This window comes from Gracilibacillus lacisalsi DSM 19029 (assembly GCF_000377765.1).
In the GTDB taxonomy this organism is placed as follows: domain Bacteria; phylum Bacillota; class Bacilli; order Bacillales; family Amphibacillaceae; genus Gracilibacillus; species Gracilibacillus lacisalsi.
Window position 1 is genome coordinate 167,856 of sequence record NZ_KB898664.1, and the last position, 12,795, is coordinate 180,650.

The 12,795-nt window shown below is 37.2% G+C and carries 11 protein-coding genes; 9 read left to right on the forward strand and 2 right to left on the reverse strand.

Going from position 1 to position 12,795, the window contains the following annotated elements:
* The first annotated feature begins 1 nt into the window (after position 1).
* A complete protein-coding gene (tgt, locus tag D569_RS0105835; protein WP_018931467.1) occupies positions 2-1,141 on the forward strand; it encodes a tRNA guanosine(34) transglycosylase Tgt in 1,140 nt (379 codons plus the stop codon).
* A 16-nt stretch (positions 1,142-1,157) separates the two neighbouring features.
* Positions 1,158-1,421, forward strand: a complete 264-nt coding sequence (yajC, locus tag D569_RS0105840) for a preprotein translocase subunit YajC (protein ID WP_018931468.1) — start codon at positions 1,158-1,160, stop codon at positions 1,419-1,421.
* 650 nt (positions 1,422-2,071) lie between these two features.
* On the opposite strand, the gene D569_RS0105845 is transcribed toward yajC, so the two are convergent.
* The gene (locus D569_RS0105845; RefSeq protein ID WP_018931469.1) at positions 2,072-2,449 is read right to left on the reverse strand and encodes a TIGR04086 family membrane protein; all 378 of its coding nucleotides are present in this window, start codon (positions 2,447-2,449) and stop codon (positions 2,072-2,074) included.
* A 154-nt stretch (positions 2,450-2,603) separates the two neighbouring features.
* On the opposite strand from D569_RS0105845, the gene D569_RS0105850 reads away from it, so the two are divergent.
* Together D569_RS0105850 and D569_RS0105855 are read left to right on the forward strand one after the other, a co-directional pair.
* Positions 2,604-3,905, forward strand: coding sequence for an ArsB/NhaD family transporter (locus D569_RS0105850; protein WP_018931470.1), 1,302 nt, complete (start codon positions 2,604-2,606; stop codon positions 3,903-3,905).
* A gap of 65 nt (positions 3,906-3,970) precedes the next feature.
* Complete coding sequence (locus D569_RS0105855) at positions 3,971-4,639, forward strand: DUF421 domain-containing protein (RefSeq protein ID WP_026287232.1); 669 nt, start codon at positions 3,971-3,973, stop codon at positions 4,637-4,639.
* A 19-nt stretch (positions 4,640-4,658) separates the two neighbouring features.
* Here D569_RS0105855 and spoVB read toward each other — a convergent pair whose 3' ends face one another.
* Positions 4,659-6,197, reverse strand: a complete 1,539-nt coding sequence (gene spoVB / locus D569_RS0105860) for a stage V sporulation protein B (protein WP_018931472.1) — start codon at positions 6,195-6,197, stop codon at positions 4,659-4,661.
* A gap of 165 nt (positions 6,198-6,362) precedes the next feature.
* On the opposite strand from spoVB, the gene D569_RS0105865 reads away from it, so the two are divergent.
* The 5 genes from D569_RS0105865 (at position 6,363) to D569_RS0105885 (ending at position 12,449) form a co-directional block, all read left to right on the forward strand.
* Complete coding sequence (locus tag D569_RS0105865; protein ID WP_018931473.1) at positions 6,363-6,659, forward strand: post-transcriptional regulator; 297 nt, start codon at positions 6,363-6,365, stop codon at positions 6,657-6,659.
* 79 nt (positions 6,660-6,738) lie between these two features.
* On the forward strand, positions 6,739-9,000 hold the full coding sequence (secDF, locus tag D569_RS0105870; RefSeq protein ID WP_018931474.1) for a protein translocase subunit SecDF: 2,262 nt from the start codon (positions 6,739-6,741) through the stop codon (positions 8,998-9,000).
* Between the two features lie 239 nt (positions 9,001-9,239).
* Positions 9,240-9,569 (forward strand): LapA family protein, encoded by a 330-nt coding sequence (locus tag D569_RS0105875; RefSeq protein WP_018931475.1) that lies wholly within the window; start codon positions 9,240-9,242, stop codon positions 9,567-9,569.
* Between the two features lie 56 nt (positions 9,570-9,625).
* Complete coding sequence (recJ, locus tag D569_RS0105880) at positions 9,626-11,947, forward strand: single-stranded-DNA-specific exonuclease RecJ (RefSeq protein ID WP_018931476.1); 2,322 nt, start codon at positions 9,626-9,628, stop codon at positions 11,945-11,947.
* Entirely contained in the window at positions 11,937-12,449 is a 513-nt protein-coding gene (locus D569_RS0105885) for an adenine phosphoribosyltransferase (RefSeq protein WP_018931477.1), read from the forward strand. Before recJ ends, D569_RS0105885 begins: the two co-directional genes overlap by 11 nt.
* The last annotated feature ends 346 nt before the right edge of the window (positions 12,450-12,795 follow it).

Sequence of the window (12,795 nt, forward strand, 5' to 3'; positions counted from 1 at the left end):
TATGACAGCTATAAGATATGAACATATTAAAACGTGTAAACAAACAGGTGCTCGACTTGGAAAAGTGCACACGCCACACGGAACATTTGAAACACCCGTTTTTATGCCTGTTGGTACTTTGGCGACAGTGAAAACAATGAGTCCAGAGGAATTAGAGGAGATGGGTGCGAATATTATTTTATCTAACACTTATCACTTATGGTTACGACCAGGAGAAGATATTGTGAAAGAAGCTGGTGGGCTACACCAATTTATGAACTGGGATGGTGCCATTCTCACTGATTCTGGTGGATTTCAAGTCTTCAGTTTAAGCGATTTACGTAAAATTGAAGAGGAAGGGGTTCATTTTAGAAATCATTTAAGTGGTGAGAAATTGTTCTTATCACCGGAGAAAGCGATGCAGATCCAAAATGCATTAGGTTCGGATATTATGATGGCTTTTGATGAATGTCCGCCATATCCGGCAGAACATGACTATATGAAAAAGTCTGTTGAACGAACTAGCCGTTGGGCAGAGCGTTGCCTAGCAGCACATGAGCGAAAAGATGTCCAAGGATTATTCGGTATTGTCCAAGGTGGAGAATATGAGGATCTACGTCGATTAAGTGCTCAAGACTTAACATCCTTAGATTTTCCTGGTTATGCAATCGGCGGTTTATCAGTAGGAGAGCCGAAAGATGTGATGAATCGAGTGCTTGAATTTACAACACCACTATTACCATCAGACAAGCCTCGCTACTTAATGGGGGTAGGATCACCTGATTCGTTAATTGATGGTGCGATTCGTGGTGTAGATATGTTTGACTGTGTGTTACCGACAAGGATTGCTCGTAATGGAACATGTATGACATCTGAGGGGCGATTGGTCGTTAGAAATGCGAAATTTGCTCGAGATTTTTCACCATTAGATCCTAATTGTGAATGTCACGTATGTAAAAATTACACTAGGGCTTACATTCGACACCTAGTCAAAGCAAATGAAACGTTTGGTTTTAGACTTACTACTTATCATAATCTATATTTTCTGTTAAAATTAATGGAGCAAGTCCGTGAAGCGATTAAGCAAGACCGACTTGGTGATTTTAAAGAGGAATTCTTTGAACAATATGGTTTTAACAAGCCAAACGCAAAGAACTTCTAGAAAGGGGGCGAAGTGAGTGGAAATTTTAGCAACTTTTGGACCACTGATTTTAATGGTTGTGATTTTTTATTTCTTATTAATCAGACCGCAACAGAAAAAACAAAAGCAGGTCCGACAAATGCAACAAGAATTGAAAAAAGGTGACAAGATCGTCACGATTGGTGGATTCCATGCAACTGTACACGCACTGGATGAAGATCAGATCGTACTTCTAGCTGGGGATGGAACGAAACTTACATACGATCGTTCGGCAGTAAGAGAAGTAGTAGAACAAAGCTAAAAATAAGGAAAAATACCATGGCCACTAAAACTGTCATGGTATTTTTTATTCTACCAAACTAAAATATTGCACAAAATTTATATACTGTGAAATAACTTGGACATGTATTTGCTCTCTCCGATCTGTTATTTTGAGAAGTGTTGTCATTCGCTACGGCAGAATACTGCGCTTTCCGTGGGCTCGGCTTCAGCTAACTTTGCAAAGGAAACCACTTAGCAAAGTGGATCTTCAGCTTTCGTGAGTCCCACAGGAGTCTCCGTATTCTGCCTACGCTATTTTTGTTCTCTGATTATAAAAAGAAGTGAACTTATGGAACTAAACTTTTTTGTTTTACTACAGTTCTAATCGGCTGTAATTTTGCTGCATATGGTGGTGTAATTGATTGGTTGATTTCGGATTAGTGTTGTGGAGCATTTCTTAACGAAGGCCGCCCACTTTCACTCCTGTGGGAATTGTTTGACCTGAAGATCCACTTTTTCGAGCGGTTTCTGCTCGAAAAAGTTAGCTGAAGGGCAAACCCCACGGAAAGGGAAGTGGGCAGCCGAAGTGGGAGTTATCATCACGATATATTTCAAAATTATCTCTTAGGTGACCCGCACATCTAATTACCACATTACTTCGCAGTTTATATCTACTACGAATGAATCTTTTTAGGCTGATTCTTCATCGGAAGATAGGTTGACACCAATAATTGCCCCTATTATCGCTAACAATAAATATGCACTATGGTTTACTAGTTCGACAACGGAAAAACCCGCCTGTAAGCCAAGGAAACGATAACAAAAGACGACAAACGTAAACAATAGACTTGTAATCGTACCGATAAGAATTCCTTTATGCTTTGCTTTTAATCCTGCGATTAACCCACCTGTAAACAACGCAATAAAACTGATGAATAACGTAGCCATTTCGAGTGTAGATTCACCTAAAGAAGTGAAACGTAGCAATAGTGTAAGAATTACACTGGCAAGTACCATTACTACAAAAATTCCGATCCAGCCATACAAGACGCCAACAACTGTTTTCATCGATCACACCTCCTGATTATTTAAAAGTCCTCTTTAATTATGTATGCATGTCCCTCAAAAATAGAAGAACTGCTTTTTTGAATAGTTCCAAAAATTAAGAATATAGATGGTAATATAACTTGTCTTACGATGAAGATTAGAGAGGGGACATTTCATGTCAGTTACCATCGCAGTTGCTGTTTTTATTATTAGTTATATATTTATAATGTCAGAAAAAATAAATAGAGCGTTAGTCGCACTAGCTGGTGGTGTACTGTTACTATTAACAGGTGTTTATGGCTGGGAAGATGCTGTTACATCCTATATAGATTGGCATACGGTGGCGCTACTTTTTGCAATGATGGTATTAGTAGCGATAACGAAAAAAACAGGTGTATTCACGTATATTGCCATCTGGTTAGCAAAAGTAGTAAAAGGTAAGCCGATTCCTTTGATGGTAGGGATTGGGTTCTTAACAGCAGTAGGTTCGGCTTTACTTGATAATGTGACAACTGTGTTATTATTTGTTCCGGTCATATTAACACTGACAAATTTACTTCAATTACCGTCTTTACCATATTTAATCACCATTATATTAACAGCAAATATAGGTGGAACAGCTACGTTAATCGGTGATCCGCCAAATATTATGATTGGTCAAGCTGTTCCTCACTTAACCTTTATTTCATTTATACAGCATACAGCACCGATTGCGGCTCTTTTGTTTGTCTTAGTTATGACTATTCTTAGCTTTCTGTTCCGTAAGCAATTGAAGAATATAGATGAGAATCGAATACAAGAGCTAATGAATATGAAAGAATCAAGTTATTTAATAAAATCCCCGTTACTATATCAATCAATATCAATATTAACGCTGACTATTATAGGATTTTTATTACATCCAGTTTTTCATATTGATTTAACAATTATCGCCTTATCTGGTGCCATTCTTCTCTTAATAATTAGTGAAAAAGAGGTGGAGGCAGAAACGGTTTTTCAACAAGTTGAATGGGTCACATTATTTTTCTTTATCGGTTTATTTATGCTTGTTGGAGGATTAGAAGAAGTGGGGGTTATTGACGAACTTGCAAGATCAATTATGTGGTTAACGGAAGGAGATATGACCTATACAGCTTTATTACTTTTGTGGGTTTCAGGAATCTTCTCAGGGATCGTGGATAACATTCCATTTGTTGCCGCTATGATTCCAGTCATTAAAGAGTTTGAAACATATGGAATGGCAAATTTAGATCCATTATGGTGGTCATTGGCACTTGGTGCGTGTCTTGGTGGCAATGGTACATTAATTGGTGCGTCTGCCAATGTTGTGGTTGCAGGGCTTGCTGATGCACAGAATAAGCCGATTGCATTTCTCAAATTTATGCTGTACGGGATTCCGGTTGTTATCCTGTCTTTGGTCATTGCAACAATCTATATTTACTTTCGTTATTTGATACCATTTCAGCAACCGTTGTAAGTATATTACGATGAGCATTGGGAAAACTAGCCACATCGCTTGTAAAGGGTGTGGCTAGTTTGTCTATGGAAGAAATTTTTACTATTATCTTTCGTACATTGCTATATTATTTTAGTATTGTGCTGATTTTTCGATTAATGGGAAAGCGTGAGGTAGGTGAATTGAGCCTTTTAGATATTGTAGTCTTTATCATGATAGCCGAAATCGCAGTTTTGACAATAGAAGATTTAGAATTATTTTTTGGTTATGGTTTAATTCCAATGGTTATTTTACTTATCATTCAGCGTTTAACTGCATGGATTTCGTTAAAAAGTCCCCTATTTCGGCAATGGTTTGAAGGGAAACCAGCCATTATTATTACGAAGGGAAAAATTGATGAATATGCGATGAAGAAAAATCGCTTTAATTTTGATGACCTTATGCAACAACTTCGCGAAAACGGAACAGAAAGTATTAAAGATGTATCGTATGCTATTCTGGAGCCGTCCGGTAAGCTCTCGATCATTGAAAAAAAAGACTTTGCTAATGTACGGAATAAGATAAATGGGCTTGTATTACCATTAATCGTAGATGGTAGAATACAAGAGAAAGCCTTAGATCAATTAGGGGAAAGTGAGAGCTGGTTACATCAGCAATTGGAGAAAAGAGGCTTTAACGACGTAAAGCAGGTATCCTTCTGTTCGATTGATGTGAATGATGAATGGTATATTGATGAAAAGAATGAGAAAAAATAACACATCACTGAGCGATGTGTTATTTTTTTCGTAATTGTTGTAATTCATCTTTACTAATAAATTGTAAGCAGAATAGAAAGAAAAGGTAACTAACAATTAATAGAATGAAAATAATGAAAAAGTTAAACATATCAGCTATTTGAAAGGAAAATATTTGGATTAATAATTTACCCATCCAGAAGGTTAAACCAGTTAATACGATCATCTTCCCTATCATTTTAAGCGGTATATAAAAACGTATGGCTCGGAATAAGGTTATCAAATGAAATACCGTACCTATGATGACGCCAACACACATGGCAATAGCAGCACCATAAATCCCAAATTGTGGATTGGTGGCAAGGCTGATTAAAATAATAAATTTGATTACCGTTGACGCAATATTATTCCACATCGCTTGTTTTGCTAGATCTAAAGCTTGTAAAGACGCATTCAGTGGGAACTGAATATACATAAACAAGAAACATGGCGCCATTATTTTTAGAAAAAGGCTAGCGCTATTTGTTCCGTACATATATTGCAATATGGCATCGGCAAAAAGCGTTAATAAAACGGTAGCGATAGCTCCAGATGCGAAGGAAAGCCGAATGGCCTGGTGTATTCTGTAGTGAATCAATTTAGTATGCTGTTTAGCTTCTGCCTCGCTAATGTTAGGTACTAGAGCAACCGCGAGTGAATGTGTGATAAAGGTAGGCAGAAATAAAAGTGGTAAAGCATAGCCAGTAAGTGCTCCATATTGTTTGGTAGCTACAGTTGCTTGAAAACCAGCTAAGGCAAGGCTTTGCGCAACCAATATGGGTTCCAGGAAGTTAGCAATTGAATTGACCAACCGGCTTGCTGTACTAGGGATTGCTATCGAAAACAATTGCTGTAGTGTTTCTTTACCTGTTTTCAAGTATTGATAGATATTTTTGCGTAATTTAATCCGTTTCTTGATCTGGAACATTTTTAGCATGAACAGTAAGGAAACAGCTTCCCCAATAATAACAGCTATCATCGCACCAGATGCTGCTAATTCTACTCCATAGGGAACCAACCAGCTTACCAATAGTAAGACAAACCCAATCCTCACGATTTGTTCTAAGACTTGGGCGTAGCTCTGAGGCTTCATGTTTTGACGGCCTTGGAAATAGCCGCGAATTACCGAACCGACAGCACTAATCGGTATAATAGGGATAATTGCCATCATCGGGTAAAAGACACGTTCATCGGTTAATAGATAACTTGAAATATAAGGGATCAGCAAGAACATTAACACAGAAGATAGAATACTTAACGAAATGGTGATGGATAAGGAAAGAATTAATATTTGCTTGATCTTGGCGTGATCATTTTTAGCGTCTGCTTCTGCCACTCGTTTTGCAATGGCAATAGGTAGTCCGATTTGCGAGATCGTATACATTAAAAAAAGGGTTGGTAATGCCATATTATATAAACCAATACCTTCTTCACCCATTAATCTCGCGACCACAATTCTATTAATAAATCCCAAAAATCTTGTGATCATCCCAGCTATGATTAAAATAATAGTCCCTTGTAAAAAATTTTGTTTGGTCACTTTGCTCGACCTACCTTCTCAAATGGAAAATTTTCATATACAATGAAGTATATGCATGAGGTGAGGACAAGCATGACAATTTCGGATAGATTTTTTTCTGTTAAAGCGTGTAGGAAATGATGAAGGATTATAGTATAGTGCTAATCACGGATGGAGGAAAAATTCATGACAGTCAAAAAGCAAGTTTCGTTATGGAAGCATGAACTGGAAGATGTGATAGCTAGTAAGGTCAATGAATTTCAATTACTGGATTATTCGAAAGCAACATCAGAAGATGTTTGGAACTGTTTACAAGATAAGGTATGGAAAGGTAACCCGGAGAAAACACTACATGAAGTGGTTCAGGATATTTTTCATTTACATCCCAACATATTTATGACATATTTAACACAACAATCATGGAGAGATAATAATTTACAGGAATCACTTGATGCCTTATTAGGAAACGAAAAAAAAGACTAGGATTCCCTTCATTACTTGTCTCATGTTTTACTTTTATAGTAATATAGTAGTGTTGTGAAAACTTAGGGAGGCTTTACATATGGTAAAAAGAAGGAGAATCGTTGCGTTTTTTCTGATTGTCCTAGTACTGGGAGCAACGATTGGGACAACATATACGGATATAGCAAATAAAATGAAATTAGGGCTTGATCTGCAAGGTGGTTTTGAAGTCTTGTATGATGTGAAGCCTTTGGATGAAGAACAAGAAGTAGATAGAAGTGTATTAGAATCAACCGTTGCTACTCTTGAAAGGCGTGTAGATGCGATTGGGATTAGTGAGCCCAGCTTTGATATTGAAGAACCGAATCGCATTCGTGTACAGTTGGCAGGAGTTCAAGATCAAGATGAAGCAAGGGAAATGTTAGCTACTACAGCACAATTATCATTCCGAGATGTGAACGATAAAAAATATTTAGATGGCTCGGATATAAAAGAAGGTAGTGCCAAACAGGATTTTCATCCAGACACTAATCAACCAATTGTAAGTGTCCAATTTAAAGATGCGGATCGCTTCGGTGACACCACAAAAGAAATTATGGAAAATCCAGACCTTTCAGATCAAGTGGTTATCTGGATGGATTATGAGGAAGGAGATACATACGAAGAAGAAATCCAGAAAGAGGATTCAAAGGTAATATCTGCTCCAACCTTTGATGGAGTGTTACGAACTACCGATATTATGATTGAAAGTTCTACTTTTACAATTGAAGAAGCACAACAACTTGCTGATTTATTAAATGCAGGTTCATTACCAGTTGAATTAGAAGAGAAGTATTCAGATTCAGTTGGTGCACAGTTTGGTAAACAAGCATTAGATAAAACTGTTTTTGCCAGTATATTAGGAATTCTTTTAATCTTTATATATATGATTTTCTATTACCGTTTTCCTGGTGTGATTGCCGCGATAACATTAAGTATTTATGTATACCTTGTGTTACTGGTATTCCAATTAATGAATGGCGTCTTAACTTTGCCAGGTATTGCGGCCCTAGTACTAGGGGTTGGTATGGCAGTTGATGCCAATATCATTACGTATGAACGGATTAAGGAAGAGATTAAGGAAGGAAAATCAGTTAAAGCAGCCTTTAAAGCAGGTAATCAACATTCATTGTCAACGATATTTGATGCCAACATTACGACGATGATTGCTGCAGCAGTACTATTTATCTTTGGTACAAGCTCTGTAAAAGGGTTTGCGACACTACTAATGGTCAGTATCGTATTAAGCTTTATCACAGCAGTATTTGGCTCCAGATTATTCCTGGGCTTCTGGGTTAACAGCAACATGTTAAATAAACGCCCTGGATGGTTTGGTGTGAAACGGGATCAAATTCTTGATATTAATAGTGGTGAAGAAGTGGAACCAACTGTCTTCGGGAAAAAATTTGATTTTGTCAAACACCGTAAGAAATTTTTCAGCATCTCTATTGGTTTAGTCGTAATTGGTATTGCTTGTTTGGCATTATTCCGATTAAATCTAGGCATCGATTTTACAGCTGGTTCTCGAGTAGAAGTATTAGCGGACCAAACACTAACTTCTGAAGAAATTGAAGAAGAGTTTGAAACACTTGACTTGGAAGTAAGTGCACCAATAGTTTTATCAGGTGATAATGAAAATATTGCTGTAGCTCGTTTCTCGGATGAGTTATCGCAAGACAAAGTTTCCGAAGTGAGAAGTCATTTTGAAGAAAAATACGGCAATGAACCGACCGTTAACACTGTATCAAATGTTGTTGGGCAAGAATTAGCCAAGAATGCGGTGCTTGCTGTTTTGTATGCTTCGATCGGGATCATCATTTATGTAACCATTCGATTTGAATTCTATTCTGCTTTAACGGCAATACTGGCGTTATTGCACGATGCATTCTTTATTATCGCATTGTTTAGTATTACAAGGTTGGAATTTGATATTACAATCATTGCTGCGATTTTAACCATAGTTGGTTATTCCATCAATGATACGATCGTAACCTTTGACAGGATTAGAGAGAATCTGAAGAAAAAGAAAAAAATCAAATCATTTGCCGAGCTTGCTAAAATTATCAATCATAGTTTAATGCAGACATTAGCAAGAAGTATCAATACTGTCTTAACGGTAATATTTGCTGCTTTAATGCTATTCATTTTCGGTGCTAATGCTATTACCAACTTCTCATTTGCGTTAATTGTAGGTTTAATTGCGGGGACTTACTCATCACTATTCATTGCAGCACAAGTTTGGTTGGTATGGCGTGGTAAATCGATTAAAGAAAAACCGATCGTATATCAAGAGAAAAAGTATAATGACGGCCCACAAGTGTAATATAAAGCTGAGCATCTTATTCGAGATGCTCAGCTTTTTAAGTTTAATTTGTAAGAAGGACGGGTATATATCGATAGAACTAATTAATGAAAAAGATGGAAGTTGTTAGTGGATAGTAAAGCGATCGAGGTTGAATCGATGATATGTTGTTAAAATAACAACATAAATCGACATTGTATATTAATTCCTTTATACTTAACTTATGGTAATAGACAACATGGAGGAGGTAGCATAAGCATATGAAAGGACAAACGTATATTATTTTTGCTGTAGTATTCGCAGTTATTATCGCTATTTTTGCTGTCATTAATGTAGATGCTGTTGAAGTCAATTATCTATTTGGAACTGGTCATGCACCACTTATTCTTGTTATTTTATTTTCTGTTTTAATGGGAGCTATTATTACTGCTGCAGTTGGAGTGTTTCGTGTAATTCGATTGCAAAAAGAATTAAAAATTGCTAGAAAAGAACTAAATGAGTTAAAAGCCCATGAAAATCCTGTCGTAGAAGCGGAACCAGAAGAATTAACGTCAACTGAAATAGCAGAAAACGACGATACAGTAAAATAATTCTGTTTGCTACCCTTGATACACTTTTGTATAATAAGTGAGTCAGGGGTGAATTTATGTTAGAGAGTCAATCAAACTGGATTTTTACATATAACAATAAAGATGAAGCAAATATGGACGGTTTAGCAGATGTAAAAGTTTCTCCTGTAATTAAGCAACTATTGTTACAAAGAGGAATCGATACAACTGAAAAAGCCAAACACTTTTTAAATCCAAGTCTGGAATTACTTCATAGTACGAATGCTTTCTCTCAAATTGATAAAGCTGTGAATCGAGTGAAACAAGCAATCGATGCAGGCGAAAGTATTCTTGTCTATGGTGACTACGATGCCGATGGTGTGACATCAACTACAGTGATGATTGAGGCATTACGTGAAAGTGGCGCAATGTGTGATTATTATATACCGAATCGATTTACAGAAGGCTATGGTCCCAATGAAGAGGCATTTCGTGAAGCACATCGACAAGGATTTCAACTTATTATTACGGTGGACAATGGGATAGCTGGAATAAACGAAGTCGCCGTTGCTAATGAATTAGGTATGGATGTTATTATAACGGATCATCATGAGGTGCAAGAATCATTACCGGAAGCTTATGCCATTATTCACCCTAAATGTTCAGATAGTTATCCTTTTAAGGAATTAGCGGGAGTAGGTGTTGCATTTAAATTTTCGGAACATTTACTTGGATATTTTCCTAAACAGTTTCTCGATCTGGTCGTAATTGGAACGATCGCAGACTTAGTTCCTTTACAAGATGAAAATCGGATCCTCGTGCATTATGGTTTACAAGCACTAACCCGATCAGAACGAAAAGGGATCAAAGCATTGAAAAAACTGTGCCAAATAGAAGGAAATGTTACTGAAGAAGATATCGGGTTCCGAATTGGACCGCGACTTAATGCAGTTGGACGTTTGCAGGATGCCAATTTAGCTGTCGACCTTTTGTTAACGGATGATCCTGAAGAAGCAGAAGAATTGGCTAATTATGTTCAGGAACTAAATACGGAAAGGCAAAAAATTGTTGCCGATATTACAAAAGAAGCGATAGAAATCTTTGAATCATCTGATGCGGAAAAGCGGGTAATTATCGTTGCGAAAGAAGGATGGAATCAAGGCGTACTGGGAATTGTTGCATCCAAACTGGTTCAGAATTACTATCGGCCAGCTATTGTACTTACCAGTGATCCGGAAACAAATCAGGCAAAAGGGTCTGCCCGTAGTATTGAAGGCTTTGACATGTTCCAAAATTGTATGCAACACAGAGATTTATTTACACATTTTGGTGGGCATGCTCAAGCTGCCGGAATGACATTACCAACAGAAAATATTATAGAGTTAGAAGAAAAATTAGATCGATTAGCACAAGAGCAATTGACAGATGCAGATTATAAACCGCAGTTGCTTGTCAGTGGTAAATTATCGATCAGCGATATTGATATGTCGTTATTGGAAACGATCGACCAGCTAGCACCGTTTGGCATGGCAAATCCCAAACCTCTTTTTCATATTAAGGCAACTCCTTCTGAGATAAGTCAAATTGGTGCAACTAAAAATCACCTAAAGATGAAATTTGTCGATGCTGGTGTGCATATGGATAGTATTGGATTTGGTTTTGGTGAGAAGGTACCATTCCTAGCTAAACAGACACCAATCGAAATGGTGGGGGAACTGCAAGTTAACGAATGGAATGGGATCCGCAAACCTCAAATGATGATAAAAGATATTGCTGTGACTAGTTGGCAGCTTTTTGACTATAGAGGAACAAAGAACTGGCAGCAACAATTAGAGGATAATCTGGGAAACCACTACTTTGTGAGCTTTCAAAATCATAACTACGATCAAATACCTGTCTGTGATAAAGATACAGTATTAAGTCTTAATCAAACCATTGATGCGCTATATTTACTTGATCTACCTAAATCACTAGATGACATTCGCGAGCTTGTTCAAAAAGTAGAATTTAAACGATTGATCGTATGTTTCTCCACAAAAGATAGTGATTATTTTCGATCATTGCCAACTAGAGAGGAATTTAAGTGGTTGTATCAGTTAATGTTAAAGCGTAAATATTTTGATTACAAAGTGGATGCTCCGAAACTTGCCCAATATAAAGGATGGAAATTAGAAAAAATTAAATTTATGTTCCAGGTTTTTCATGAACTGGAGTTTGTAACTCGTAAAGAAGGATTGATTGTGCCTGCCGATCATCCGTCTAAAAAAGATTTAGCAGAAGCACAGGTTTATCAAGATCGAAAAAAATGGATGGAACTAGAAGAAATATTAATTTATTCATCGTATACACAATTAAAAACATGGATATCTGAGCAAATGAATGCTGAGATACATGAGGAGGAAATGGTTCATGGATTATAAAAAGTATATTACGGTTGTAGAAGATTGGCCAAAAGAAGGAGTTCGCTTTAAAGATATTACAACATTAATGGACAATGGTCCGGCATATAAAGCAGCAGTTAACGAAATTGTCGAATATGCTAAAAGTAAAGATGTTGATATCATTGTAGGTCCTGAAGCAAGAGGCTTTATTGTCGGTTGTCCAGTATCCTATGCATTAGAAATCGGATTCGCACCAGTTAGAAAAGAAGGAAAGCTTCCTCGTGAAGTAATAAAAGTTGATTATGGTTTAGAATACGGTAAGAATGTCTTAACGATCCATAAAGATGCAATCAAGCCTGGACAACGCGTGTTAATAACAGATGACTTATTAGCAACAGGAGGAACGATCGAAGCGACAATTAATCTAGTCGAGCAGCTTGGTGGTATTGTAGTAGGCTGTGCATTCTTAATCGAACTATCCTACTTAAACGGACGTGACAAACTAGAAGGTTATGATGTATTAACATTGATGGAATACTAAGAGTAACGTGTGGCCAAATGAAGAAAAGTAATATGGTCATTTTATAAGGATCTTACTTGAGCATGAGTTCAGCAACAAATCGGACTCATGCTTTTTTAATAGACAGAGCAAGAAGACAACCCTACGGAAGGATATACCCCTGGAAGTGCGAACCTGTTCCGAGGAAAATGTCTTCCCTTCCGGGGATAATCGTCTATATTCAGGGAAGGGAAGAAGATATCCCCGGAAGCACCTCCTCTGCTCCGAGGATAAACGATTATATCCAGGGAAGGAAGTGGGCAGCCGGAGTGGTAGTTATCATCACTATATGTTTTTAAAATTATGTCTAAAGTTATTACGCTACTTC